Source organism: Catellatospora sp. NPDC049133, assembly GCF_040648455.1.
GTDB lineage: Bacteria > Actinomycetota > Actinomycetes > Mycobacteriales > Micromonosporaceae > Catellatospora > Catellatospora aurea.
On record NZ_JBEZDT010000021.1, the window covers coordinates 89,121 to 114,829 of the forward strand.

The following is a 25,709-nucleotide window of genomic DNA, read 5'->3' on the forward strand; positions in this document are numbered from 1 at the left end:
GTACCCACCGGAAGAACAGGAACAGCAGCAGCACGCCCGCGGCGGCGGAATGTGACCCGGGGACCGCATCGTTGATCGGTGTATGAGCATTTCGACCGGCACGGGCACCCGCACCCGGATCGAGCACGGCGCCAAGCGCGTACGCGCGTACTTCAACGGCCAGGTCGTGGCCGACACGAGCAGACCGGTGCTCGTCTGGGAGGTGCCGTACTACCCGGCCTACTACCTGCCCGTCGAGGACGTGCACAGCGAGCTGCTCAAACCGACCGGCCGCACGGCGACGACGGGCATGGGCGAGGGCGACCTGTACACGGTGCAGGTCGGCGACCGCACGGCCGAGGACGCGGCGGTGCGCTACGAGAACTCGCCGACCACGGGGCTACGGGGGCTGGTGCGGTTCGAGTGGGGGGCCATGGACGCCTGGTTCGAGGAGGACGAGGAGGTTTACACCCATCCCCGCGACCCGCACACCCGGGTCGACATCCTGGCCAGCTCGCGCCACGTACGGGTCGAGGTCGACGGGGTGACGGTGGCCGAGTCGCACCGCCCGATGATCCTGTTCGAGACCGGCCTGCCGGCGCGCTTCTACCTGCCGAAGACCGACGTACGGCTCGATCTGCTCAAGCCCACCGACACGGTCAGCCACTGCCCGTACAAGGGCCAGGCCGAGTACTGGTCGGTGCGGACGGGCGACACGGTGCACGACGACCTCGTGTGGTCGTACCGCACGCCGCTGCACGAGAGCCGGAAGATCGAAGGGCTGGTCTCCTTCTACAACGAGAAGGTGGACCTCTACGTGGACGGCGTGCTGCAGAAACGGCCCACGACGAAGTTCAGCTGACCGTTCATCGCGGGCGACGTGGACGCCGTGCGGCCGTGGACGGGTGCAGGCAGTGGTACCGCAGCGCCCTGGAGCGGCCGCGCTCGGGCTGATGCCACGGGCTCACCCCGTCCGGGTCGCGCGGGGTGGTCGCGAGCAGCTGTTCGGCGCGCAGCGCCTCGATGGCGGCACGGATGTGCGGCGGCGGGTCGGCGACCGTCAGGTGCACGCCCAGCCGCAGCGCACTGGTCCGGAAGAGCATCAGCACGCTGATCCCCGCGGCGTCGATCGCGTCGAGGCCGGCGCAGTCCACGGTGAGCTGGTCGGTGGGAAAACGATCGAGCACGACACCGATCGCCTTTCCCAGCTGGTGTGCCGTGGTCGAGTCGAGCCGCCCGCGGGCGGTCAGGTACACCCCCACCGGTGAGGTGTACAGGCGCAGCTCCAGCTTCTCGGTCATGTGTCCGCTCGCTCACGTCGCTGTGATGGTCGGGATTGCCTGACGCTTCCCCGAACGGCGGGCCGTCAATCCTCGAACTCGGTCACGATTGAGCAACAAGTCCGTGCGGACTCCGGTCAGGAGTCGCGGCGCCACTGCTCCGCTGCGTCGAGCATCGCCTGGCCCAGGTACTGGAGGAAGTCGCTCGTGCCGCGCAGGCGCGCGCCCGCCGGGGTGTCGGGTCCCAGGATCCGCGCTCCCTGGCCGGTGATCTGCGCCAGGGTCGTGTTCATCCGGGAGCTGGCGAGCCACGCCTTGTACCAGACGTCGCCGTCGATGTGATACCGGTCGTGGCGTGACCGCGGGTCGCGTTCGCGGCGGATCAGCTGCTGCTGCTCCAGATCCCCCACCGCCTTGGATACCGACGCCGCGCTGACCTGGAGATGGGCGACGAGTTCGGCGGCGGTGAGGCTGCCGCTGTCGGTGGTGTAGAGGTGCGCGAGGATCCTGGCCGCCATCCGGGTGAGACCGGTGCGCGCGGTCAGCTCGGTCAGCTGCTCCTCGAAGGCCCGCACAGCCTCGGCGTCGCGCCCGTAGGCGGCGGCCTGCGCCACCGGAGCCGACTTCGCCGCTCCAGCGGCCGGCGCGCGCCGCGCCCTGCTCTCCCCGGCGCGGTGGGCACGGTCGGCGCGGTAGGCCAGCGGGCCGCCGTTGCGGTGCACCTCGCGGGTGATCGTCGAGGTCGGGCGCTCCAGCGTGCGGGCGATCTCAGCGTACCCGAGGCGCTCGGCGAGCCCGGCCGCGATGCGCTGGCGATCCTGCAACGTCAGCCGTCCACCGGGCATCCTTCGTCCCCCTCGATCAGTCGTCCCGCCAGTATGCGGCCGCACTCGACCTCATTGCAATCACTGTTTGCATTAGGCGTCACCATCATTGCAACGATTCCCGTGCTTCTACCAGCTTTTATTGGCGTTCCGATGCAATCCATGATTGCCGAAATCATGAACGCAACGTAGCGTTTCAAACTGTCGAAAACCTCACGACGGGGAGAACCTGATGAACCTGCTCCACCCCTGGCGCAACTGGCACCGGCCCCTCATGGCGAACGTGACCCTCATGCTCGGGCTCGTGCTGGTCTCCGTCGCCGGCCTACTGCTCGACGACCGGCTGCTGCTGGGCGAGTCGGTGTGGGTCAAGCCGCTGAAGTTCGGCATCGCCTTCACCCTCTACAGCGCGACACTCGCCTGGCTGCTGACCAAGCTGCGCAAGGCCCGCCGGACCGGCTGGTGGGCCGGGACGGTGTTCGCCGTCGCGGCCACGGTCGAGGTCGCGGGCATCGCCGTGCAGGCCGCCCGCGGCACCTTCAGCCACTTCAACGCGAACGTCGACGACCCGGTGACCATCGCGATGACCCAGCTGTTCACCTACGGCGTGGCCGGCCTGCTCGTCACCCAGCTGGTCATCGCCGGCGTGCTGCTGGCCCAGCGCGCCCTGGACCGGCCCTTCACCAGGGCCGTGCGCTGGGGCATCCTGCTGTCGACCGTGGGCATGCTGGTGCCGATCTGGTGGATGGCCACCAGCATCCACGAGCGCACGGTCGTCGACGCCAACGGCACCGACGTGACGATGTACCAGGGCCACGGCATCGGCGACCCCGACGGCAACGGCATGTTCCTCACCCACTGGAGCACCACCGGCGGCGACTTCCGCGTGCCGCACTTCTTCGGACTGCACGCCGTCCACGCCCTGCTGCTCACCGCGCTCCTGCTCCAGGTGCTCGCCCGGCACAGCCGGGTCCTGCGCGACGAAGCGGTCCGCGCCCGGCTCATGACCGTCGCCGGGGCGGCCTGCACCGGCCTGCTCGCCCTGCTCGCGTGGCAGACGGGCCGCGGGCAGTCACTGATCCACCCGGACGCCGCCACGCTGCTCGCCCTCGCCGCGCTCGTCGTGGTCACCACCGGTGCGGCCACCGCGGTCCTGAAGTCGGGCGCCGGACGCCCCGCGCACCCACAGCCGCTGGAGCACGCGGTTCACTCCCGGTGAGACGTGGGCGGGTCACCGGGCGTCACGGCCCGGTGATCCGCCCACTCTCGGACCTCATCGGCCGGCCCGCTGCCAGATGCCCTCCCACTGCGACCACCGGCCCTCGGCGGGCCGGGTGCGACGGGTGCTGTGCAGCCGCAGAGGCATGACGGCGGTGAACCGGTCACCCAGGAGGACCTGCAACTCGTGCGCGGTGAAGAAGCGGATGTCCAGCCCGGTCTTCGGCCCCAGCAGGGTAGGCGAGCGGAGTCCGCTCACAGCACGGGCGCTCCGACGTCGAGCCGGTAGACGCCCAGGCCGTAGGTGCCTGCCGTGATCAGGGTGCGGCCGCCGGAGACGGCAGTCGCCAGGTCCATGACCGACACCACGGGCAGGCCGGTGCCCGCCGCCGACCAGGTCGCGCCGGCGTCGATGGAGGTGAACACGCCGACGTCGGTGCCGACGTACAGCGCGTTGCGGTTCTGCGGGTCGAGGACCAGGTCGTTGACGGGCGCGTTGGGCAGGTTGCCGGAGATCTGCTGCCAGCTGGTGCCGCCGTTGGTGGTGCGGTAGACGTGCGCGGCCGAGTCGCCCGTGGTGTACCCGGAGAACGTGGCGTAGACGAGGTTGGCGTCGGTCGGGTCGACGGTGAGCCGGGTGACCCAGCGCTGGGGCAGCGAAGTGCCGATCTCGGTCCAGGTGCTGCCGGTGTTGCGGGTGACCCAGATGCGGCCGTCGTCGGTGCCGACGTAGATGGTCGCGGCGCTGGTCTTGGCGACGGCGATGGTCGAGATGGTGTTGTAGCTGGTGCTGCCGCTGCTGCCGCGGCTCAGGTCACCGCTGATCGCGGTCCAGCTCTGCGCCGAGTTGGTGGAGCGGTTGAGGCGGTTGCCGCCGTAGTACATGATCGCCGGGTTGGACGGGTCGAACACCACCGGTGTCAGCCAGGCGCGGCGGTCGGAGGTCGTCGAGCCGAATCCGCTCATCGAGTTGCCGCCGTTGGTGGAGCGGCCGCAGGAGCCGTTCTGCGAGCAGGCGTACACCTTCTGGTGGTTGGTGGGGTCGATGAGGTTCTGCAGGCCGTCGCCGCCGTAGTAGGAACCCCACGCCGACCAGGACCGGACTGAGCCGTTGTCCTGCAGGCCGCCGCTGATGCGCGAGACGTCCTGCTGGGACACCGCGACGGTGTAGAACTGCATGTTGCCCAGCCGGGTGGTCTTGGTCCAGCTGCCGCTCAGCGACCCGTTCGCGGTGGAGCGGTAGATGCCGCCGTCATTGCCGAAGAACACGCGGTTGGCGACCCGCGGGTCGAACGCCACGGCGTGCTGGTCGACGTGGAAGGAGCTGGAGTTGCTGGTCCAGCTGCCGCCGGCGTTGCTCGATTCGAGCATCGGCACGCCGGGCACGAAGATGTGCTGGGGTGCCACCGGGTCGACGAAGATCCGGGAGAACCACCAGCCGAAGGTGGACTGCGACGAGTTCAGCGCCGACGTGTTGGTGATCTGCGTCCAGGTGTCGCCGCGGTTGGTGGAGGTCCAGAAACCGAGGAAGTTGCCGGTGGCGTTGGCCGCGATGGCGTACACCCGGTTGGCGTCGCTCTTGGCGACGGCGACGCCCATCCGGCCGACGTTGGTGCCGGACGCGGGCAGGGTGCCGGCGAGCCGGGTGAAGCTGGCGCCGCCGTCGGTGGACCGGAACAGGCCGGAGCCGACGCCACCGTAGCGGCGGCTGCCGGGCATCCGCTGGTGGTCCCACATCGTGACGTAGATCCGGTTCGGGTCGGCCGGGTCGAGGGCGACGTCGGAGGCCCCGGTGGTGGAGTTGGCTCCGGCGAGGACGCGCGTCCAGTTCGCGCCGCCGTCGGTGGTGCGGTAGAGGCCGCGGTCACCGCCTGGCACGTACAGGTTGCCGGTGGCCGCGACGAGGATGCGGTTCTCGTTGGTGGGGTCGATGACGATGCGGCCGATCCGGTTGGTGCCGGTCAGGCCGACCGACTGCCAGGTCACGCCGCGGTCGGTCGAGCGGTAGACGCCCGTGCCGGGGAAGGAGGCGCTGCCGCCGCCGGGGTTGGCCTCGCCGGTCCCGGCGTAGAGGACGCCCGCGCTGGTGATCGCGATCGCACCGATGGCCTGGGTGATGGCCGCGTCCCACGCGTAGTTGAACGTGCTGCCCGAGTCGGTGCTCTTCCAGACCCCGCCCGAGGCGGTGGCGGCGTAGACGGTGTTGGCGACCGACGGGTCGACGACCAGGTCGGTGACGCGTCCGCCGAGGTTGGTCGGGCCCATCGACTGCCAGGCGGGCAGCGCCGCGAACGTGGACGCACCGCCGTTCATCCGTTCGGCCTGGGCACGGGCGCGCCCCGACAGCGCGACGAGGTCGCCGGTCTGGCGCGGGCCGAGGCGCTGGGCCATGAACCACTCGTCGGCGCCGGACGGACCGGCTGCGCCCTCCAGCGCTTCCAGGGCGGCGACGTCAGGTCCGATGACGACGTCGGCGGGCAGGCCGTGCGCGGCTGCGGATGCGGCCAGCGACAGGCTCAACAGGACGGTCACGCTGAAACCCAGTGATGATCTCATATTCCCCACCCCGGCTAGACATGCAATGCTACGCATCTATACATCTAAAGCTCTAGAGGTGACCGGTGGATTGGCACGCCTTCACCGCGAGACGTCGCGGCATCGTGCGCGACGCGTCCCACCGCCGCCGAACCTATGGGGCTCTCGCCGTGACGGCGCTCTTCACCGCACCGCTGGTGCTGCTGGTGACCGGCTCGCTGCGCGAACCGGGCCTGCCGCCCGTCGTCGCGCCGCCGCTGTTGCCCGACGACCCCGGCATAGCGGCCTACCAGCAGGCGATCACCCACGGCGACCTGGTGCGCGCGGCCGTCAACTCGATGGTCGTCGCCGCGGTCGGCGTACCGCTGAGCCTGCTCGTGGCCTCGCTTGCCGGATTCGCGCTGACCCAGCTCCCCCGCCGCGTCACCAGCACGGTGATCGCGCTGTCCGTACTGGCGATGATGGTGCCCGCCACCGCGCTGCTGCTGCCGCGCTTCGTGCTGTTCCGCACGCTCCACCTGACCGACACCCTCGTGCCCCTGGTCGCGCCCGCGCTGATCGCCACCTCGCCGCTCTACCCGCTGATCTACTTCCTCGCCTTCCGGGCGATCCCCGCCGACAGCTACGACCTGTGCCGGCTCGCCGACCTCACGCCGATGCAGACGTGGCGGCGGATGGCGCTGCCCCAGGTCCAGCCGGTCACCGCCGGGCTGGCCGCACTCACCTTCGTGCTGACCTGGTCGAACCTGCTCGACCCGATGGTCTACCTCTACGACCGGGCCGCCTTCACCCTGCCGCTGGCACTGCGCGCCCTGGCCGCGATGGACCCGCACAACCAGCCCGTCTTCCTCGCCGGCGCCGTGCTCACCACCCTGCCGACCCTGCTCGTGCTCGGGGTCGCCCAGCGCCGGTTCCTGCACTCCTACGGCCCCGAAGGAGCCTCGTGAAGCGAACAGTCGCCCTGCTGAGCCTGCTCACCATGTTCACCGCCGCCGGGGTCACCGCCGGTTGCGGCGCCGACGCAGATCCTGCTGCCGACACCGTGTCCCTACTGGTCGCGGGCACCCCCGACGAGCTCGCCGCGTACCGGTCGCTGGCCGCCGAGTATGAGAAGGCCACGCCTGGCGCCACCGTGGACCTGATCGAGGCGAGCAGCGCCAAGGACCTGATGACCAGGGTGTCCACTTCGGTCGCCGGGAACGCCGCGCCCGACCTGTTCCTGATCAACTACCGCAACTACGGCCAGTTCGCCGTCAAGGGCGCGCTCGCGCCGCTGACCGCCCGGCTGGCCGCCTCGGGCAGCCTGCACGAGCAGGACTTCTACCCGCAGGCCATGGGGGCTTTCCGCTGGGGCGGCGAGCAGATGTGCCTGCCGCAGAACATCTCCAGCCTCGCCGTCTACTACAACCGCAGCCTGTTCAAGAAGTACGAGGTGGCCGAGCCGGTGGCGGGCTGGCACTGGAACGACCTGGTCGCCACCGCGCAGGCGCTGACCCGCGACGCGGGCGGCCGGACCGTGAAGGCCGGGGACCCGGAGACCGCCGGAGTGCCGGCGGCCGTGCACGGGCTGGGCATCACGCCCGAACTGATCCGGCTCGCGCCGCTGATCTGGTCGAACGGCGGCGACATCGTCGACGACCCGGCCGCGCCGACCCGGCTCACCCTGGACACGCCCGAGGCGCGGCAGGTGATCCAGGACTTCCTGGAACTGCCGAAGATCGGCGTCGTCCCGTCGGACGTCGAAGTGGAGACCCAGGACCACGAGGCAAGGTTCGCGGCCGGCAAGCTGGCCATGTTCGTCTCGTCCCGGCGTGTCACCACCGCCTTCCGGGCGATCACCGGGTTCGACTGGGACGTCGCCCCGCTGCCGCAGTACCGCTCCCCGGCCAACATCCTGCACAGCGACGCGTACTGCATGACCAAGGCGTCGAGCCGGCAGGACGCGGCGTGGCGCTTCCTCGAATACGCCCTGAGCGACCCCGGGGCCGCGCTCATGGCCCGGACCGGGCGCACCGTGCCGTCGCGGATCTCCGTGGCGACCTCGCCCGCGTTCCTGTCCCCCGGCACACCGCCCGCCCGCTCGCAGATCTTCCTGGACACGATCCCGGCGCTGCGGCCGGTGCCGACGATCTCGACCTGGCCGGAGATCGAGGACGCGACCGGCAAGGTCCTGGAGAACGCCTTCTTCCACGGCGACCCCCTGGACAAGGTGATCGCCGACCTGGACGCGGCGACCCGGCCGGTCTTCCAGCGGGGCACGGCGGCGCGGTGAAAGCCGGGCTGAGCCTGCGCGGGGTGTCCCTGTCGCGCGGGGCGATCACCGCCCTGCGCGGCATCGACCTCGCCGTGCCCCGGGGCGAGCTGCTCGTCGTGCTCGGCCCGTCCGGCGCGGGCAAGTCCTCACTGCTGCGGGCCATCGCCGGGCTCGACCCGGTGAGCACCGGCACCGTCGCCATCGGCGGACGTGACGTCACCGCGCTGCGGCCAGGGCAGCGCAACGTGTCCATGGTGTTCCAGAACCACTCGCTGCTGCCGCACCTGACGGTGGCCGACAACATCGCGTTCGGCCACCGGATCCGCGGCGCGGACCGGCGGTCCGCCGCGACCCGCGCGGCACGGGCCGCGGCGACCGTCGGCTGCCAGGACCTGCTGGGTCGCCGCCCGCACCAGCTGTCGGGCGGCGAGCGGCAGCGGGTGGCGCTGGCCCGCGCGCTGGTACGCGAACCCGACGTGTTCCTGCTCGACGAGCCCCTGGCCAACCTGGACGCCGAACTGCGCATCCGGATGCGCACCGAGATCCGGGCCGTGCACGACCGGCTCGGCGCGACGACGGTCTACGTCACCCACGACCAGTCCGAGGCGATGGCGCTCGGCGACCGGATCGCCGTGCTCCGCGCCGGCCTCTTCGAACAGGTCGGCACCCCCGACGAGGTATGGCGGCGGCCGCGCACCCGGCACGTCGCCGCCTTCGTCGGCGCGCCCGGCATGAACCTGCTCCCCGGCGACGGGCCGCTGGGCCTGCCCGGCGTGCCGGCAACCGGCGTCGAGCTGGGCGTACGGCCGGAGCACGTGAGACTCGGCGGCACGCCGGCGGGCCCGCTGGGCGACGTCGAACGGGTCGAGGTGCTCGGCGAGGACGCGCTGGTCCACCTGAACGTCGGCGGGCACCCCCTGATCGCCCGGGTGCCCGCCGCCGCCCGGCCCGCGCCCGGTGACCGGGTCGGCATCGGGGTCGCCGAGGAGCACCTGCACGCCTTCGACGCCGCCACCGGCGAAAGGGTCCCGCAGCCCACCAGAGCCGGGCAGGCCGGGTGATGGACCGCGACCGCCGCCAACTGCTGCTGATGCTCATGCCTTACCTGGTCGGCCTGGTGGTGCTGGTGCTGCTGCCCGCCGCGGCGACGCTGGCGATGGCGTTCACCGAAAGCGACCTGATCGCGACCTCGCGGTTCGTCGGCCTGGCCAACTTCGTCGAGCTGACCAGGGATCCGGCGGTGCGGGCCGCGGTCGGCAACTCGCTGTCCTACCTGGCCCTCTCGGTGCCGCTGCGGCTCGTCCTCGCGGTCGGGCTGGCCCTGCTGCTGCACCGGCGCGCCCGTGCCGCCGGAACGGCACGCGTGGCGGTGCTGCTGCCCGGCGCGGTCCCGGAGCTGGCGTACGGGCTGATGTGGCTGTGGCTGCTCAACCCGATCCAGGGGCCGGTCAACCAGCTGCTCCTGCTCGGCGGTGAGGGCGGGCGGACCATGTTCGGCACCCTGCCTCCGCAGTGGCTGACCGACCCCGAGGACGCCCGCGCCGGGATCGTCCTGATGAGCCTGTTCACGATCGGCGAGACGTTCGTCATCGTGCTCACGGCCCGGCTGGCGCTGCCGCCCGAGGCGTACGAACTCGCCGAACTGGAGGGCGCCGGTGCCGGGCAGGTGCTGCGCCGGGTGACACTGCCGCTGCTCGCGCCGGTGCTCGCCGTGCTGGTCCTGCGGGACACGCTGATGAGCCTGCAGGCGTCGTTCGTGCCGACGCTGGTCGTCACGGGCGGCGGCCCTCCGCCGTACGCGACGACCTACCTGTCGCTGGTGCTCTACCAGGACGCGTTCGAGTACCTGCGGTACGGCTACGCCGCCGCGGTCGCGGCGCTGATGCTGGGCTTGACCGCGGCGGCGGTGCTGATCCAGTGGCGCCTGCTGCGCCGCTGGGCGTCGACCGGCGTCGTCACGACGGACGGATAGCGACCGGGGCAGGCCTCCCCGCCGCGGGATCAGCTGCCGGTCGTCGGCGAGACCGCCGGTCGCGCGCGGCGGGCGGCGATCGTGCCCAGGGCGGCGAACAGCGCGACCACGAGCCGGTCGAAGACGCGGTCCGGCAGCAGCCAGCGGGCGAACACGGCGGCCCGCGCGCCCCGCCCGACCGCGTAACGCGAGCGCGGCCGCCGCACCGTCGCGGCCCGCCCGATCGCCTTCGCGACGACCGAGGGCGGCGAGATGTGGTCCGGCTCCGACAGCAACGCCACGGCGTACCGGCGGGCCTGCTCGCCGTAGGGTCCGCCGCCGGACGTGGCCAGCAGGCGATCCCCCGCCACCTGCGGGAACTCGGTCGCGATGCCACCGGGCTGGATCACGACGACGTCGATGCCCAGCGGCCTCAGCTCGACCCGCAGGCAGTCGCTCAGGCCCTCCAGCGCGTATTTGGTCGAGTGGTACCAGCTGCCCAGGGGCTGGTAAAGCCGCGCCCCGACCGAGGACACGTTGATGATGCGGCCCGCGCCCCGCGCCCGAAGGTGAGGCAGGACCAGCTGGCACAGCCGGGCCGCGCCGAAGACGTTGACCTCGAACTGACGCCGCGCCTCATCGAGCGGCACGTCCTCCAGCGCGCCGAACGAGCCGTATCCCGCGTTGTTGACCAGGACGTCGATCCGGCCCGACTCCGCTACTACCTGGTCCACCAGGGCCACCAGGGCGGCGTCGTCGGTGACGTCGACACCGGCGGTGTGGATGCCCAGCACGGCCAGCGGCGCCATCCGGTCCACCCGGCGGGCGACCGCGTACACGGTGAAGCCCAGCTCGTGCAGGCGCTGCGCGGTGGCCGCCCCGATGCCCGCCGAGGCTCCGGTGACGATGGCGACCTTGGTCATCTGCTCCCCCGCGGTGCCCGAATCGACAAGAGGCGATCACGGTACAGCGGCCGCACCGGCTGCGGCATGGGCCGACCCGTTCGAGTCGATGGCTGCCCGGCCGTCACCACCGGTAGGGTGACCGTCGCTGTCGGGCATCTGTCGCTGCGCTGTCCACTTCCCGCGGGCAACGTCTGTAATCGATGGATGATCCCGGCCGCGGAAAGCGCCTTCGCGCAAAGATCCAGCTCACCGGCAGCACTGGGGCGCACGCTCGCGGCGCTCGGGCGGCAGGAGCCGATCGTGTACGACGAATTCATGCACGCGCCGCTGGTCCTGCGGCACCGGGACGTCAGCGCTGCCCTGCGCGACACCGACACCTTCAGCACCCGCTTCTACGGCATGGGCCCGATGAGCGAAGCCATGATCGCGCTCGACGGGCCGGCGCACCACGGGCTGCGGCGCATCCACAACCGCTTCTTCAGCGCCAGTGCGAGCGCCAAGTACGCCCAGGCCGTGCTGCCGATCGCGCGGCGCAGCTTCGGGCCGCTCGCCGCGAAGGCCGAGGCGGAGCTCGTCGAGGAGAGCATCGCCCGGTATCCGATGGAGGTGTTCCTCGCCCTGCTCGGCATCCCCGACGAGCTCGGTGACCAGGGCCTGGCGTGGGTGCGCGCGATCATCACCTGGCTGGGCCGCCGATGGCCGAGTCGGTGGCCGAGGCCGGCCGGCAGGCGTACGACCGGCTCAGCGAGTACACGACCACGCTGGTGCGGCAGGAGTCGCGCGAACGTGGCGACAACATGCTCGGCGAGATCGTCCGGGCGTTCGAGGCCGACGACGCGTACTCCCTCGAAGCGGTGACGACCGCGGTGGTGAGCCTGCTGCTGGGCGGGTTCGAGACCACCATCCAGATGATGTCGGCGACGGTGTCCTCGCTGCTGCTCAACCCGGACGCGCTGGCGCAGGTGCGGGCCGAGCCCGGCCTCGCCGAGGCGGCGATCGACGAGTCCTTCCGCTGGGCCAATCCGACCGCCGGGCTCTACCGCCTGGTCGTGCGCGACACCGAACTCGCCGGGACGGCCCTGGCCGCGGGCAGCCTGGTGTACTTGTGCATCGCCGCCGCGCACTTCGACGAGCAGGTGTACTCCGACGCCGAGACGTTCCGGCTGGACCGGCGCGGCGGGGCCCACCTGGGCTTCGGCATCGGCCCGCACTACTGCGTCGGGGCTCCGCTGGCCCGCATCGAGGTCACCGCGGCCCTCACCGCGCTGCTCGACGCCTGCCCGGGTCTGCGCCTCGACCCTGATACGCCGCTGAGCTTCCACTACGGCGCACGGGGTTTCGTCCAGCACGGCACGGAGGCCCTGCCGGTCCTGACCTGACCTCGCCCACTGTCAGACTGCCGTGATCTGGTCCGCCGTACGCTCGGTGATCTGGTCGAGGACCGCAGTGTAGTGGTGCTGCCGGTCGGGCCGGGCACGGCCTGCCGCGTGCCTGAGGGCCGGGATCGCCGATGGTCCGATCTGGACGAGACCGCCGATCGCGGCCCTGCGGACACCGGTGTGGGAGTGCACGAGCAGGCCCACGATCGCGGGGATGGCCGGCTGGTATACCGCGTGGCTGAGGGTGTTGACCGCGGCACGGACCACATCGGGTTCGGGATCGTCGAGCAGGACCGCGCTGTGGCGCAGGTAGGTCGGGCGGTCCAGGAGCTTGCGGGCGATGCGGTGCGCGTGCAGGCGGATTCTCGGCTCGGGGTGGTGGAGCAGGTCGGCAAGCAGATTCTCCAGTTCGGAGTCCTGGTCAGCGGCGAGCCGGTCGTCGGTCGGGCGGTCGTCCTCGTGCAGCTCCGCGAGGCGCGTGAGCGCACGGCGGACCTGGTCGGTGGGACCGGTGCGGATCAGGCCGAGCAGGTCACCGCGTGATGGCGCGGGGGTGGCGCGGTCCGTGGGCGGTCGCTCACGGAGGGCCGCGAGCCGGGCGGGATCGCCGTCGGCGGCGTCAGGCCCCCGCAGCGGGCCGTCGACGAGGGTGATCTTGTCGGCGAGGTCCTCGCGGCCTTCGGCCCGCAGCCGCCGCTGGACTTCGGACAGTGCTGGGGTGCGCAGTAGGGGCAGGCCGGCGATCAAGTCCAGGTAACCCCAGGCTCCGGCGTCCAGGCGGCTGCGGAGACTGTCCGCGAGGGTGTCGGCGTACTCGTCGTCCTTGCGCAGCGCACGTGCGACCGAGGCGCGGGTGGCGGATCCACCGTGCGCCCACCATTCGAGCAGCAGCGGGAGCAGGCGGTGCAGGTCGGACGGGTCGAGGTGGTACGCCACACCGGCGAGGCGTTCACGAACGGCCTCGCCACGGGCGGCGATCGTCCGCAGTTCGGTTTCGTCGATGCCGTTCAACGCCCGCGCGAGGCTCGCGCCGACCGCGACGTCGACGCGTCCGTCCAGGAACGCGCGCAGCAGCTCGCGTACGGTTTCCGGTTCGGGCCAGTCCCCGAGCGCGGCGGCGGCCGCCGTGCGCCGACCCGCGTCGGGAGCGTCGAGCATGGCGAGCAGGCGCTCGCGCGACGCGGCCGAGCGCGGCTGGTCGAGGTCGCCGTCGTGCGGGGCCCGTGGCCGGCCGGCGGCCCCGTGGAACTGCTCGGCCAGGGTCCAGGACGGTGCGCCGATCGGCTGGAGTGCCTCCAGCCAGTCCAGCATCGCGCCACGGGCCTCCGGATGCGCTGAGGGAAAGGCCTCGATCAGGGCGTCGAGGCGGTCGTGAGACGGAAGCCGGAGGTCGTCTCGTGACCGGAAGTCGCGCAGGTCGTCCGGTGTGCGTACGACGGCTTCGAGGCGGAGCCGCCATGCGGTGGCCTTTTCGGACGTCCGGGTGGCGGTGACGGCGAAAACGTCGCGCAGCACGGCGGTCTCGGCTCGCCACGGGTCCGGGCCGAGCCGGGCCGCGGCGAGGGCGTGCTCGACGTCGGCGCGGGTCAGCACCGCGCCGCAGCGGCGCAGCAGCCCCAGCGACGACTTCCGCCCGGCCGCACTGGGAGCGAGTGTCCGCAGCAGGGCGGCGACGCCGAGGGCCTGGGCGGCGGGCAGGGTCGGCGCTACCGCTTCCAGCACCGTGAGCAGACCGTCCCTGTCCTCACCGGCGGCTTCACCCAGACCGCCGACCAGGGTCCCGACTGCCTGGGCGAAGGTCTTGACCTCGCCGGCCGACCAGGGAGCGGGGCAGAGCCGCAGAGTGAGCCGAAGCGTCGCCGGCGCAGGGGCCACGTCGGTGGAGGCCAGCTGAAGCCAGTCGGCCAGCAGCGGCCGCAGGCGGGCGAGCTGACCGGCACTCGGATTCCCGGGCGTCAGGTGGTGTCCGGCCACGATCCGCAGGGCGGTCTCGGCGTTCCAGCCATCGTGTACCAGCGCGTCGACGTCCTCATCCCACGGGCCGGGCGCGGCCACGACCGAACGGGCCGGTGCGGCGATGCCGTGTGCCGTGAACAGCGCCGCCAAATCCTCGACGATTCCTTCGCCGAGCCTGACCTCGCTTGCGGCAACCAGCGCGAGCAGCGTCGGCGCGACCGGTGATCCCTGCCGAACCAGCGCGTCGACCGCCCGCGCCGACAGCATCCGGTCCAGCCCGCCGAGCAGCAGCCCGCGGGTTCGCTCGTCGTCGGCCTGCTCGGCTGCCGCGAGGACCGTGGCGGCGTGAGCGCGGCCGAGGATCGCCTGGAGCGCTGCGACGAGAGTCTCCCGCAGACCCGGGTTGTCGTGGCGGCCGAGCCAGAACAGCAGCTTCGGCACCGCGGCCGGCGCACCGGCTTGGACCAGGACCTCGGCAGCGGTCTTCTTGATGTTCATGGTGGGGTGGTCCAGGCACGCCGCGATCGCCGGGGCGGCCCAGCGGGCCCGGATCCGCCCGAGCGCGAGCAGCGCCTGCCGGACGGTCTGCACGTCGCGGGCCGCGGTCAGCGCGAGCAGGCTCGCCGACAGCGCCTCGGCGGCGTCGCCGGTCGAGTCGGCGGCCAGCGCCGCGATCACGTGTTTGCGGACGTGGCGGTCGCGGTGGCGCAGCAGCCGGTGCACCCGGGCCCGGGTGCCCGCGTACGGGGCCCGGGACAGCAGGGCGAGCAGGACGGCCTGCTCGCCGGAGGACAGGCCGGGCCGGTCCAGCAGGTCCAGCGCCATGGTCGCGACGAGCGCGTGGCCGGCCTCGGCGGCGCTGCCGACTTCACGCAGGCAGTACGGCCGCAGCTTGCCGCGATCGTGCAGGCGGCCGCCGAGTGCGCGGATCGCGGTCACGACCTCGTCGGGCACCGCGGGCTCGCCGGGTGGAGGCCCGTCGGACCGTGTGGGGAGGGCCGGTCCGCCCGGCTCCCATGACGCCGCGAGTTCCGCCACGATCCGCGCCAGCAGGTCGGCGATGGCGGCCAGGGTGCCCGCGTCGCCGTTACGGGCCAGCACGAGCAGCGCCGACACCGGGTCGTCCGGGTCGAAGCCCGCCCGCAGCAGAGCCAGTTCCCGCTGGTCGGGCCCACCGAGGTCGACGGCGATCCGGCGGGGCACGTCACGCGGGTCGAGGCGGGCCAGGAGCGCGGCCCGCCCGGCGGAATCGTCGGTGAGGTGCCACAGCAGCTCCAGCGCGCGACGGCGCACCGGCCGCAGGTGCGGGACGACGGCCGTGGCGTCGCCGCCGGTCAGGCCGAGCCCTTCGCGCAGCACGGCCACGGTCCGAGGGCCGCCGACCGCCTCCAGCGTGTGCAACGCCGCAGCCGGGGCCTGCGGCAGCGCCTCGATGACCGCGTCCTCCGCCGGAGTGTGGCGCATCGCCTGGACAGCCGCCAGGAACGGCTCGGGACGGGACGTCGCGGGCAGGACACCGGTGATCGCGTCGCCGATCGGCAGGTCACCGCCTCCCTGGCGGGCCAGCTCGACCAGCAGCGCCAGCCGCCGCGGCCACCTCGGATCATCGGCGTCGGCGACCAGCAGCGCGTCGAACGCCGCACGCCGACACGTGAACAGGATCGTGGCGACCTCGGCCGCGGACACGGTGTGGTCGGTGAGAGCGAGGGCCACGATGCCCGGCGCGTCGTCACCGGCCGGGAAGAGGCCCCGCCGGTGCATGGCCCGCAGGCACGCCACCATGGATCCGCCGAACAGCAGCGGGTCGGTGGCGGCGGCCGCCAGGAGATCGCCGATGTCCGCGCGTCCGGCCAGGGTGCCCAGCTCGCGTAGTGCCTGCTGCCGAGCCTGCGGCGGCATCGCCTCGTCCGCGACGACGTCGTGGAGCAGGTCGGCATGCCCGTGACGGGCCGCCGCCACTATCGCGGCATCGATCACCGCAGGCCACGGTGCCGGCGAACCGACCGCCTGACCTTGGCGGGCACCGGCCGGGGCAGGCCCCGGCGACGGCGGAACGGCGACGAGGAGCGGTCGGAGCCGCTCCCGGCGCAACGGGGCGAGCGCTGCCCACGGCTCGGCCAGCTCCCGCAGCGCGGCAGCGGACACATCGTCGGATGCGAGCAGCCTGCCGACGTGCTCGCGGGCGCGGGCCGGGGCCAGCAGCACGCTGTGCAGCCCTTCGCGGGCCAGCCGCAGCGCCGCGTCCCGTAGCACCTGGTCACCGCCGGCGGCCAGCTCGCCGACCAGCTCATCCAGCCGGTCGGTGTCCGCGGCGGCGATCCCCACCACGGACTGGTAGAGCAGCTCGCCCGCCGGTTCGCTGCGGACCGTCGCGGGCCTGTCGCAGATCTCGGCACGCAGCCAGGCGATCTGCACGCTCACCGGCGCCTGGGCTACGGGTCGGAGCGGCCTGCTCTGCTCGGAGACGTAGCGCCGGAGCCGCTGGTGGAGGTGGGCCACGAGCAGCGCCGTCTCCGGCAGTCCGTCCAGGGTCGGCGGCAGCAGCCCGGCCAGTGCACCCAGCTCGGACTCCGCGATGCCCGGGGTCGCGATCCGCGCGGCCAGCCGGTCCAGGCCGAGATGCCGCAGCAGCGGGTCCTCGTGACGGGTGAGCAGCTTCAGGACGGCCGGTGTGCAGTCTTCTACCGCCAGGCGGGTCGACAGCCAGTCGAGGTCGCCCCGCCGCACCGCAGCCCGAACCGGCTCACTCGCTGATGTCATGCCGCCTGATGGTAGTCGGCGCGGTGATCGCGGCAATCTTGATTCGGCCTGACCACGAGGCTCCTGCGCCGCTGCCGCCGCGATGCTCGCGGGACTGCTTCCGAGTCGTCACGGGTCGGGCCGGGTGACGGGAGCGCCCCCGTGGCGCTCCCACCACCCGGAGACTCACGCCCGGCGCATGCTCAGGTGCAGATCCGCGCAACCGGCGCCGCCGCCGACACAGACGCTGTCGGTGATGCTGGGGAACACGTGGAAGCCGTTCCTGTCGTAGGTGAAGCACTTCTCGCCCCCGGGACCCATGCAGTCGTCGCTGCGGGCCCACCCGGCCGCCGTGAACAGCCGGTCGACGAGGTCGACCGTCTCGGCCCGGGTGAGCGGCACGGTGTACCAGCGCAGCCAGACCAGCCGCGTCTTGTCGCGCTTGGCGGATCGGGCATGCTGCGCCCATTCGTGCTCCGGCAGTTTCACCGCATCGAGTTCGGCGGTCCCGGCGGCCAGGATCTCGGCGTCACCGGGGCCGTCGTCGGCGGGGAGACCGCAGCCGAGCACGAGGGTCGCGGCGAGCACCCCGGCGAGTATCCGGCGGCGCTGGATCGGCATGGCCCGTTCACCTTTCTGAGTCGTCATCGGCGTCGCACGCACTCTGGCACGATCACCCCGGTCCGGTCACGACTGCGCGGCTGGCCGCAACCGGCCTGGCCGTTTCCGGACGTCCCGGACCGCTGACCCACCCGCCGCCCGCCACGCAGACTGCGTCACAACCGTTCTCGGAAGGGAGATCGACGTGTCGATCAGCGTGGGCGACCCGGTGCTGGTGGAGCCGGTGCGGGACCGCAGGGTCGGGCCGCTGGTCTTGCTGTCCGGGGCCGTGCTCGTCGCACGCCGCCGGCCGACCGGCTAGAGCCAGCCGCGGCGGACCGCCTCCGCACCGGCCTGGAAGCGGCTCTCGACGCCCATCCGGTCGGTGAGTTCGGCGATGACCCGCCGCACGGTACGCGCGGAGAGGCCCAGCTTGCGGCCCGCCGACTCGTCGGTGTGCCCGGCGTCCAGCAGCCGCAGGAGTGCCTGGTCCTGCGCGCTCAGACCGGCCTCGTCCACCTTCGGCGGCTCGCCGAACGGTGTGCCGCTCTCCCACCCCTGCTCGAAGAGCACGCGGAGCGCGTCGACCACGACCGGGCTGCGAATCTCCAGAGCGCCTTCGCGAGAGTCCTGCGGATTCAGGGAGAGGTACGCGACCGCCTGGTCCATGATCACCATCCGGAACGGCACGCTGGGCACGGTCCGGCTGCGTCCGCCGTGCGACGCCATCCACTTGGCGAACGCCAGGCTGACCGGATCGTGGCGGACGTTCTCCTGGTAGACGTTGCGCAGGCTGATGCCGCGCCGCAGCGCGTCCAGGTTGTGGATCTTCCCCGACTCGACGGCCTCGGGCGTCAGCTCCCGGCCGACGGTAAAGCTCAGACACTCTTGCCGCATCGCTTTGGCCGCCCCGATGAGCCGCTCCCGGACCGCAGCCGTGCCCTCCAACCGCACCAGTTCGTCGCGGGGACGGCTCAGATCGTGCTCGGCCTCCAGCGCGGCGACCCAGGCCCGGACGGTCTCCAGCCGCCGGTGCCGGGTGGCCAGCTCCGCCTCCTGCTCGGCCAGCAGCGCGCCGAGCGCCGCCTGCGGACCGACCGCGCGCCATCCGCCGTCGCCCGCCGGGACGACCAGTGCCCGCTCGGTGAGCAGGTGCACCGCGTCCCGTACCTCGGTTGCGGACAGCTCCAACTCGTCGGCCAGCGCCGCGTCGCGGGACACCGGACGCCGGACCATGGCGGCGTAGACGCGTTCGGCCTGTGGTGTCAGCCCGACGGACTCCAGCATCACTCCCCGATCCCGAGTCGGCGAGCATCATTGTGCCGGAGATATCACCCGGCGCGCCGCCCGGCCGGGCCGATGAGCCGGCCGTCGCCGCGCTGCACGGCATCATCCGCGCTACCACCGCAGCGCGCTCATCGGGTGCTTGACCGGCGTGTATTCGAGCAGCCCCGCGATGGCCAGGTCACTGCCGTAGCCGGACTGCCCGACACCACCGTGGGGCATCTCGGAGACGGTCCTGCCGGAGGGCACCTCGGAGATCCAGCGGCTGGTCACCGCCGGTGCGCTGATCAAACGCGGACCGGGTTTCCTGAGCATGCCGACGGCCTGGTCCCGGCGACGGTGCAGGGCGGCGGCCGGACGCCCCCTGCACCGTGTTCGCCATCGTCGCACCGCGTCCCTTGTGGGCGAGTATGAACTTGTCGTGCGGGGCGCGGACCCCATAGCTTTGCCGCGTGAACCCCCCGCCGCTCACCGCAGACGCCGACACCGCCGCCCCGCCGCCAGCCCACCACGAGGAGCAGCGCGTCGCCTGGGCCGAGTTGTTCTTCGACCTGATCTGGGTATTCGCGATCACGCAGATCACCTCGACGCTCGCCGGTGCCCACACCACCGGCGAAGCGGCCCGCACGGTGCTGCTGTTCCTGCCGCTGTGGTGGGGCTGGGTCGGCACCACGCTGGCGGCGAACCTCGCCGGCAGCCGCGTCGACCGGGCCGCGGGCCGGATGGTGCTGTTCGGCGCGGCCGGTTGCGGCCTGCTGATGTCGGTCGCGATCGGGCAGGCGTACGGCGGGCACGCCGTCCTGTTCGCCCTTGCCTACGCCGTGCTGCGCCTGGTGCTGTGGGCGGTCCGTAGTGGACTGGCGGGACAGTTCCGGCCCGGCCTGGAGCCGTTCGCGGTCGCGCTGTTCGTCAGCGCCCCGCTGTACCTGGCCGGCGCGATACTCGGCGGGACATGGCAGACCGTGCTCTGGGTGGCGGCCGCGCTGATCGAACTGAGCAGCCCGCGACTGCTGCGCGGCCGCCTGAGCGGCATGCGGTACGAGACCGCGCACCTGCCCGAGCGGTTCGGGCTGGTGCTGATCATCGCGCTCGGCGAGACCGTGGTCGCCACCGGCAACCAGGCCGCCGCGGGCCGGCTCGGCACGCCGGAACTGGCCGCGATGCTGCTCGCGTTCACCCTGATCGTGCTGCTGTGGTGGACGTACTTCCACTTCGGCGCGCCCGCGGTGCGGCACAGCCTGGAGCACACCCCCGCGCAGTCGCGCATCGTCACCGACGTGTTCAGCTACGCCCACCTCGGTTATGTCGTCGCGATCGTGCTGGTGGCGGTCGGCCTGAAGAAGCTGCTCGCCCATCCCCTGGACGTGCCGCACAGCCTGCCCGAGGTGCTGCTGGCACCCGGCGTCGCGCTGTACCTGTGGGGCTTCTGCTACGCCCGCTGGCGCATGTTCGGCGCGGCGACGGTGCAGCGCGTCGCCGCCGCCGTGGCCTGCTGCGCGGTTGCCGCGGCCGCCATCCAGCTCCCGATCATGGTGACGGCGGTGCTGCTGGTCGCCGTCCTGCTCACGCTCAACGCGTTCGAGGCATGGATCGTCCGCACCGGACGCCCGCTGCCGCTGCTCCGGGTGCCCTTGGGGCGCGAGGGGGCGTGACGGCCCGGCACGGTGGGCATGGGGATGCGGGACGGCTCCCCGGCCGGCCCACGCGGACTCAGGAATACGTCATCCGTGCCCACGCGGCACGGCGAGCGCGAAACGAGGTAACCATGGTCGCCGCCCGCAGCTCCGAGGCGCGTGCCCTGGTCACCGACGCCACGCACGCGCAGCGGGCCGCCCGGACCGTGCTCGACGCCGAGCAGCACCTCGTCGCCGAGATCCGCGGGCTCGCGACCGGCAACCGCAAGCAGTCGCTCGACGAGCGCCTGCAGCAGGCCGACCTCGGCCAGTTACGGGAGGCGGCAGGCGGCCGCCTGCGCCTGGGAGCGCTGCGGGCAGCCGGGATCACCACCGTCGGCCAGCTCATGGCGAACCGGCACCGGCTCCACGAGTACCCAGGCATCGGGCCGACCACGGTCACCCAGCTCGAAGACGCCATCGCCGCCCTTGCCGAGAGCGTCGAGGCCGACACGGTGCTGCGCCCCGACCCCGACCGGCGCTCCCCGGCGGACACCCACCTGCTGCGCGCGCTGCACCGGCTGGCGGTCTTCCGCAAGCGGGTACGGCCCGCGCTGGGCCGGGCCGGCGACCTGGAAGACGCCGTCGCCGGCAGCATCGACGGCGCGCGGCGCGCCAACAGCCGCTGGCGCAGCCTGTTCCGCGGCCGCCAGGGCCGCCAGGACGATCTCGCGGCGCTGGCAGCGCTGGAGGCGGCGCTGCGCTCGCCACGCCTGACCACGGCCCGCACCAGGGTGCTCGCGGCCGCGGCCGCCCTGGCCGCCGAACCCACCGAGAAGCAGCTGTGGCAGAGGTACAAGGCCGACGCCGCGACCTACCTGACCCTGCTGGCCGAGGCCACCGGTGAGCAGGCCGGTGAGCAGGGCCCGGCTGGCCGGCTGTCGCCCGACGACGCCGCCCGGGTCGACGAGGTGCGCCTGGACACGAGCCTGCTGGTCTCCACGTTGCGCGGTTACCAGTCCTTCGGCGCCCGGTTCATGATCGCGCAACGCCGGGTGATCATCGGCGATGAGATGGGCCTGGGCAAAACCGTCGAGACCCTCGCGGCCATGTGCCACCTGGCCGCCCACGGTCGGCGCCATTTCCTGGTCGTGTGCCCGCCGAGCCTGGCCGCCAACTGGATGCACGAGATCAAGCGGCACTGCCGGCTGACCCCTCGCCTGCTGTACGGGGGCGACGCCGCCCGGGGCACCGCCGCCTGGCGCGCCAACGGCGGCATCGGGGTGACCACCTACACCGCCCTCGACCGGCTCGACCTCGACGGGGTCGACGTCGCCATGGCCGCCTTCGACGAGGCCCACTACATCAAGAACCCGGACGCCAAACGCACCCTGCAGAGCCGCCGCCTCATCGAGCGGGCCGAACGCGTCGCGCTGCTGACCGGCACCCCGCTGGAGAACCGGGTCACCGAGTTCGGCGTGCTCACCGAGCACGTCAACCCCGAGGTCGCCCGGCAGGCCGCCGCGGCGCCGTCGGCCGAGGCGTTCCGCCGCGCCATCGCCCCGGCGTACCTGCGGCGCAACCAGTCCGACGTGCTCGCCGAGCTGCCCGACCGGATCGAGAACGTGCAGCCGGTGACCCTGTCGCCGGAGGAGGCCGCCGCGTACCGCAAGACCGTCTGGGAGGGGAAGTTCATGACCATGCGCCGGGCCACCTTCGGGGACCCGGCGCGGACCTCGACCAAGCTCGACCACATCCGCGAGATCGCGGCCGAGGCGATGGCCGAGGGGCACAAGGTCGTCGTGTTCTCGTACTTCCGCGACGTGCTCGACGCGGTCGCGGACGCGCTGGGCAAGCGGGCGCACGGGCCGCTGTCCGGATCGACCCCGCCGCTGCAGCGCCAGCAGGTCGTCGACGCGTTCACCGCGAGCCGCCGACCGGCCGTGCTGGTCAGCCAGATCGAGGTCGGCGGGGTCGGGTTGAATTTGCAGACCGCCTCCGTGGTCGTCCTGGTCGAGCCGCAGTGGAAGCCGAGCATCGAGGAGCAGGCGATCGCGCGCTGCCACCGGATGGGCCAGGTCCGGCCGGTGCAGGTCTTCCGGCTGATCGCCGAGGACACCGTCGACACCAGCGTGCGTGAGCTGGTCGCGGGCAAGGCGGCGCTGTTCGACGAGTACGCCCGGCCCAGCGCGTCCAAGGACGACAACGCGGGAGCCGTCGACGTGACCCAGCACGACGGCACCCGCGCCGCAGCCGAACGCCGGATCATCGAGCAGGAGCGGGCCCGCCTGCGCGACAGCGGCGACCAGCACGTCTCATGAGCCCGCTCGATCAGGCGGGCGGACCGTCGGGTGCCGGGGTGGCGGCGACACGGTCCCGGATCAGCGCGATCACGGTGTCGGCGGTGCGGTCGAGGTGGCTGCGGCCGTCGGGCAGCTTGGCCTGCGGGCTGATGTAGCTGCGCGGACCGACGTGGGTGGCCGGGTCCAGCCAGTGCACCGTGATCTTCCCGGCGCGGACGGCCCGGTTCCAGCCGCTCCACCGGAACACCGGCCACCGCTGCGGGAAGATCCAGATACCGGCCCGCTCGATCCAGTCACTCGCGGCGGTGAGCCGGTCAAGGTGCTGGGCGTGGCTGAGGTCGTTGGCTCCGTTGTAGAACCCGCCGAGGGTGATCAGCGACAGCGGGCAGCGCAGCTCGGACCACAGCTCGCCTACCGCGCCGGTGGCCACCTGGGCTCCGCCGCTGTAGCTGAGCAGCACCACGGGGATGCCGCTGCCGGGCTGGTAGCCGGCCAGCCGCAGCTGGGTGGCGATCTGCGAGCCTACGGCGCGGTTGTACAGCGGACGGTAGCGGTGGTCGGCGGCGACGAAGATCTGCATCACGTTGTGCAGGAAAAGCACCAGCCCGGCCCGGCGGCGCAGCCAGATCCACAGCGGCCGGTTGGCCAGCGGGTAGGCCAGCGGCGAGTAGGGCTGAACGTGGCCCAGCACCCGCAGCTCCGGCGCCCTGGCCAGCAGGGCTTTGACCAGCTGGCCGCCGTCGCGGGTGTCCTGGAAGCGGCGTTTGCCGATGCCGTCCAGGTAGACCAGGTAGGCGGCCGGGGGGCGGTCCACCTCCGCACCTCGCGCGTAGGGCACCCGCGGGGGAAGTTCGACGCCGGGGGCCCGCCAGCCTGCCGTGTAGGCCAGCAGCTCGTAGCGGGACAGCAGGGCTTCGGCGAGCAGCACCGGTCCGATCCCGAACAGCAGCAGCAGGAGCGCGAACTCGATCATCGCAGCGGCTCCGGCAGTCTGGTCCGGTTGAGCTTCGCGACGATCCGGCGTACGCCCTCGACGGTGATGCCGAGGCCGGCTCCCGCGACCGCCACGCACCCGGCAGCCTCCCACCAGCCGATCCCGGCCACCGGCACGAGCGCGGTGGCGAGCCCGGCTCCCACGCCCACCATCAGCAGCAGGTGCAGCAGCGGCCCGAGCAGCGGGAACGCCAGGATCGCAGCGAGCAGCAGCGGCGCGACCAGGGCCGGCGTCCAGCGCAGCACGCCCTGGTCGGTCGTCGAGGTGGGCAGCACCAGCTCGGCGAGGGTCCACGCGCACAGCGGCCAGAGCGCGAACACCGCGGCGTCGACGAACGCGCCGGCCACCACCAGCCAGATCGCCCGCGTGTGCGACACCCCGGACAGGCGCGCCACCAGGGGAAGCAGTCGGCCGATGGCCTCGGACAGGCCCGCGAGCAGCAGCAGGACGGCGACGAAGAGCGTCACCGGTCGGCCTTGCGGCGCGGTGCGGCGGCGCTCGGCTCGGTGACGCCGGTCTGCCGGAGGTAGCCCTCAAGTTCGTCGGCGGCGCGCGGAGCACCGCTCGCGTGCCGTTGGGCGGCCTGCAGGGTGGCCACGGCGGCCTGGAACGAGGGCTCGCCGAGCAGGCGCCGGCCGAGGGCCCGCACGGTCTCGACGTCGGCGGCCTCGGTGCGGATCTCCAGGCCTGCGCCCAGCTCGGCGATGCGGCGGGCCACCAGCGTCTGGTCGGCGCCCTGCGGGATCACCAGCATCGGCACTCCGGCGTGCAGGGCTTCGTTGACGCTGTTGACCCCGCCGTGGGTGACGAACACCGCCGCCCGGGCCAGCACCTCCAGTTGCGGCACGGCCCTGCGGGCCAGCACATTGTCCGGCAGCGGCCCGAGTTCGGCCGGGTCGGTGTGCCCGGTGGCGACGACCACGGTGCCGCCCAGCGGGGCGAGCGCGTCGGCGAAGACCCGCAGCTGCCGCGGGCCGGCGTCGAACACCGTGCCCATCGAGACGTACAGCACGGGGTCCCGCAGCCCGTCGGTCGGGAACGACGTGTCGGCCGGGCGGGAGCCGATGCTCGGACCGACGAACCGGAAGGACTCGTCGAAGCTGTCGGCGTCGGGATGGAACGCCGGTGAGGTGTACACCAGGTTGAGCGGCTGGCGGATGTCCGCGAGGTCGATCAGCGGCACGCCGCGCATGTCGTACCTGCGGCGCAGTTCCCGGCGCGCCCGCAGATAACCCCAGGCGCTGCGGGGCATGGCCAGCGCCGCGCCGAGCAGCCCCCAGGAGGCGCGGGTGGGACTGGGCACGTGCCGGTTGAAGGCGAACGTGGTGAACGATGACGCGGCGGACACGCCGAGCTCCCGGGCGGCCACCGGGCCCCACAGGCAGGCGGAGTCGTGCACGATCAGATCGGGCCGGGCGGCGCGCAGATCGGTGAGCACACCGGGCAGCACCTGCACCGCGTTCCGCGCGAGCTGCTCCATCAGGGTGATCGCCGTCGGCGGACCGGCCAGTGGCGGCTCGTCACCCGAGTAGAGGAACACTCGCGCGCCGGTGGCCGCGATCTGTTCGGCGAAGGCGGGCGTGGTGTGGTAGGTGACGCTGTGGCCGCGGCGGACGAGCTCAGCCACGAGCGGCAATGTCGGGTTGACGTGGCCGTGCATGCCGACGTTGAGGAACGCGACCCGGCTCATCGCCCGGCTCCGGGTAGGGAGGGAGCCGACGTCGGCCACCTCTTGGCGATCATGATCCGCCCTTCCCGCCGCGACAGGAGCATCGCGTCCGTTCGCGCTCAGTATGCCAGCGGCAGATGATCCACTTGGCCGGGACCCCCGGGCCGTCGAGGCGCTACCCCGAAGGGCAGGAAACGGTGAATCCTTTCGACATCGGGATCGGCTA

Annotated in this window: 22 protein-coding genes; 10 read left to right on the top strand and 12 right to left on the bottom strand. The window is 72.6% G+C overall.

All coding sequences use genetic code 11. The features are described from left to right. Positions 1-82 precede the first annotated feature (82 nt). Complete coding sequence (locus AB0B35_RS23730) at positions 83-841, top strand: DUF427 domain-containing protein (RefSeq protein ID WP_361048998.1); 759 nt, start codon at positions 83-85, stop codon at positions 839-841. A 4-nt stretch (positions 842-845) separates the two neighbouring features. Here AB0B35_RS23730 and AB0B35_RS23735 read toward each other — a convergent pair whose 3' ends face one another. After that, positions 846-1,280 carry an STAS domain-containing protein gene (locus tag AB0B35_RS23735; protein ID WP_361049000.1) on the bottom strand — a complete coding sequence of 145 codons (435 nt, stop codon included), beginning with the start codon at positions 1,278-1,280 and terminating at the stop codon, positions 846-848. Positions 1,281-1,396: 116 nt separating this feature from the next. Then, complete coding sequence (locus tag AB0B35_RS23740; protein ID WP_361049002.1) at positions 1,397-2,104, bottom strand: MarR family transcriptional regulator; 708 nt, start codon at positions 2,102-2,104, stop codon at positions 1,397-1,399. Positions 2,105-2,315: 211 nt separating this feature from the next. Between AB0B35_RS23740 and AB0B35_RS23745 the strand changes: the two genes are divergently transcribed. Beyond that, positions 2,316-3,302: a hypothetical protein gene (locus tag AB0B35_RS23745; RefSeq protein ID WP_361049004.1), complete on the top strand. Its 987-nt coding sequence runs from the start codon at positions 2,316-2,318 to the stop codon at positions 3,300-3,302. A 54-nt stretch (positions 3,303-3,356) separates the two neighbouring features. On the opposite strand, the gene AB0B35_RS23750 is transcribed toward AB0B35_RS23745, so the two are convergent. Both AB0B35_RS23750 and AB0B35_RS23755 read right to left on the bottom strand, forming a co-directional pair. Then, the gene (locus AB0B35_RS23750; protein WP_361049006.1) at positions 3,357-3,560 is read right to left on the bottom strand and encodes a hypothetical protein; all 204 of its coding nucleotides are present in this window, start codon (positions 3,558-3,560) and stop codon (positions 3,357-3,359) included. After that, a complete protein-coding gene (locus AB0B35_RS23755; protein WP_361049008.1) occupies positions 3,557-5,833 on the bottom strand; it encodes a glycosyl hydrolase in 2,277 nt (758 codons plus the stop codon). The genes AB0B35_RS23750 and AB0B35_RS23755 overlap by 4 nt, the downstream gene beginning before the upstream one ends. 125 nt (positions 5,834-5,958) lie before the next feature. Here AB0B35_RS23755 and AB0B35_RS23760 point away from each other — a divergent pair, with 125 nt between their 5' ends. Genes AB0B35_RS23760 through AB0B35_RS23775 form a run of 4 tightly spaced genes read left to right on the top strand, consistent with a single transcriptional unit; the run spans position 5,959 to position 10,062 of the window. Beyond that, positions 5,959-6,783 (top strand): ABC transporter permease subunit, encoded by an 825-nt coding sequence (locus AB0B35_RS23760; protein WP_361049120.1) that lies wholly within the window; start codon positions 5,959-5,961, stop codon positions 6,781-6,783. A gap of 32 nt (positions 6,784-6,815) precedes the next feature. After that, positions 6,816-8,108 carry a sugar ABC transporter substrate-binding protein gene (locus AB0B35_RS23765; protein WP_361049122.1) on the top strand — a complete coding sequence of 431 codons (1,293 nt, stop codon included), beginning with the start codon at positions 6,816-6,818 and terminating at the stop codon, positions 8,106-8,108. Further along, on the top strand, positions 8,105-9,151 hold the full coding sequence (locus tag AB0B35_RS23770; protein ID WP_361049010.1) for an ABC transporter ATP-binding protein: 1,047 nt from the start codon (positions 8,105-8,107) through the stop codon (positions 9,149-9,151). Before AB0B35_RS23765 ends, AB0B35_RS23770 begins: the two co-directional genes overlap by 4 nt. 29 nt (positions 9,152-9,180) lie before the next feature. Then, positions 9,181-10,062, top strand: coding sequence for a sugar ABC transporter permease (locus tag AB0B35_RS23775; RefSeq protein ID WP_361049124.1), 882 nt, complete (start codon positions 9,181-9,183; stop codon positions 10,060-10,062). Between the two features lie 29 nt (positions 10,063-10,091). Here the strand turns inward: AB0B35_RS23775 and AB0B35_RS23780 are convergent, their stop codons facing one another. Next, the gene (locus AB0B35_RS23780; protein ID WP_361049012.1) at positions 10,092-10,964 is read right to left on the bottom strand and encodes an oxidoreductase; all 873 of its coding nucleotides are present in this window, start codon (positions 10,962-10,964) and stop codon (positions 10,092-10,094) included. A 117-nt stretch (positions 10,965-11,081) separates the two neighbouring features. On the opposite strand from AB0B35_RS23780, the gene AB0B35_RS23785 reads away from it, so the two are divergent. Both AB0B35_RS23785 and AB0B35_RS23790 read left to right on the top strand, forming a co-directional pair. Next, positions 11,082-11,804 carry a hypothetical protein gene (locus AB0B35_RS23785; RefSeq protein WP_361049014.1) on the top strand — a complete coding sequence of 241 codons (723 nt, stop codon included), beginning with the start codon at positions 11,082-11,084 and terminating at the stop codon, positions 11,802-11,804. Next, positions 11,711-12,325 carry a cytochrome P450 gene (locus AB0B35_RS23790; RefSeq protein WP_361049016.1) on the top strand — a complete coding sequence of 205 codons (615 nt, stop codon included), beginning with the start codon at positions 11,711-11,713 and terminating at the stop codon, positions 12,323-12,325. Before AB0B35_RS23785 ends, AB0B35_RS23790 begins: the two co-directional genes overlap by 94 nt. 12 nt (positions 12,326-12,337) lie before the next feature. On the opposite strand, the gene AB0B35_RS23795 is transcribed toward AB0B35_RS23790, so the two are convergent. The 4 genes from AB0B35_RS23795 to AB0B35_RS23810 all read right to left on the bottom strand — a co-directional run bounded on the left by AB0B35_RS23795 (position 12,338) and on the right by AB0B35_RS23810 (position 19,219). Then, entirely contained in the window at positions 12,338-17,041 is a 4,704-nt protein-coding gene (locus AB0B35_RS23795; protein ID WP_361049018.1) for a HEAT repeat domain-containing protein, read from the bottom strand. Positions 17,042-17,206: 165 nt separating this feature from the next. Continuing rightward, positions 17,207-17,641, bottom strand: coding sequence for a hypothetical protein (locus AB0B35_RS23800; RefSeq protein WP_361049020.1), 435 nt, complete (start codon positions 17,639-17,641; stop codon positions 17,207-17,209). A gap of 297 nt (positions 17,642-17,938) precedes the next feature. After that, positions 17,939-18,907 carry a LuxR C-terminal-related transcriptional regulator gene (locus AB0B35_RS23805; protein WP_361049022.1) on the bottom strand — a complete coding sequence of 323 codons (969 nt, stop codon included), beginning with the start codon at positions 18,905-18,907 and terminating at the stop codon, positions 17,939-17,941. A 111-nt stretch (positions 18,908-19,018) separates the two neighbouring features. Beyond that, the gene (locus AB0B35_RS23810; protein ID WP_361049024.1) at positions 19,019-19,219 is read right to left on the bottom strand and encodes a hypothetical protein; all 201 of its coding nucleotides are present in this window, start codon (positions 19,217-19,219) and stop codon (positions 19,019-19,021) included. A 137-nt stretch (positions 19,220-19,356) separates the two neighbouring features. On the opposite strand from AB0B35_RS23810, the gene AB0B35_RS23815 reads away from it, so the two are divergent. Both AB0B35_RS23815 and AB0B35_RS23820 read left to right on the top strand, forming a co-directional pair. Continuing rightward, positions 19,357-20,556 (top strand): low temperature requirement protein A, encoded by a 1,200-nt coding sequence (locus AB0B35_RS23815; RefSeq protein WP_361049026.1) that lies wholly within the window; start codon positions 19,357-19,359, stop codon positions 20,554-20,556. Positions 20,557-20,669: 113 nt separating this feature from the next. Further along, positions 20,670-22,838, top strand: a complete 2,169-nt coding sequence (locus AB0B35_RS23820) for a DEAD/DEAH box helicase (RefSeq protein WP_361049028.1) — start codon at positions 20,670-20,672, stop codon at positions 22,836-22,838. A 10-nt stretch (positions 22,839-22,848) separates the two neighbouring features. Here the strand turns inward: AB0B35_RS23820 and AB0B35_RS23825 are convergent, their stop codons facing one another. From AB0B35_RS23825 to AB0B35_RS23835, 3 genes are read right to left on the bottom strand one after another with little or no spacing between them, the layout of a single operon-like run. Further along, positions 22,849-23,793 carry a hypothetical protein gene (locus AB0B35_RS23825; protein ID WP_361049030.1) on the bottom strand — a complete coding sequence of 315 codons (945 nt, stop codon included), beginning with the start codon at positions 23,791-23,793 and terminating at the stop codon, positions 22,849-22,851. Next, positions 23,790-24,281 (bottom strand): hypothetical protein, encoded by a 492-nt coding sequence (locus tag AB0B35_RS23830; protein ID WP_361049032.1) that lies wholly within the window; start codon positions 24,279-24,281, stop codon positions 23,790-23,792. The genes AB0B35_RS23825 and AB0B35_RS23830 overlap by 4 nt, the downstream gene beginning before the upstream one ends. Further along, positions 24,278-25,504 (bottom strand): macrolide family glycosyltransferase, encoded by a 1,227-nt coding sequence (locus AB0B35_RS23835; RefSeq protein WP_361049034.1) that lies wholly within the window; start codon positions 25,502-25,504, stop codon positions 24,278-24,280. The genes AB0B35_RS23830 and AB0B35_RS23835 overlap by 4 nt, the downstream gene beginning before the upstream one ends. Between the last annotated feature and the right edge of the window lie 205 nt (positions 25,505-25,709).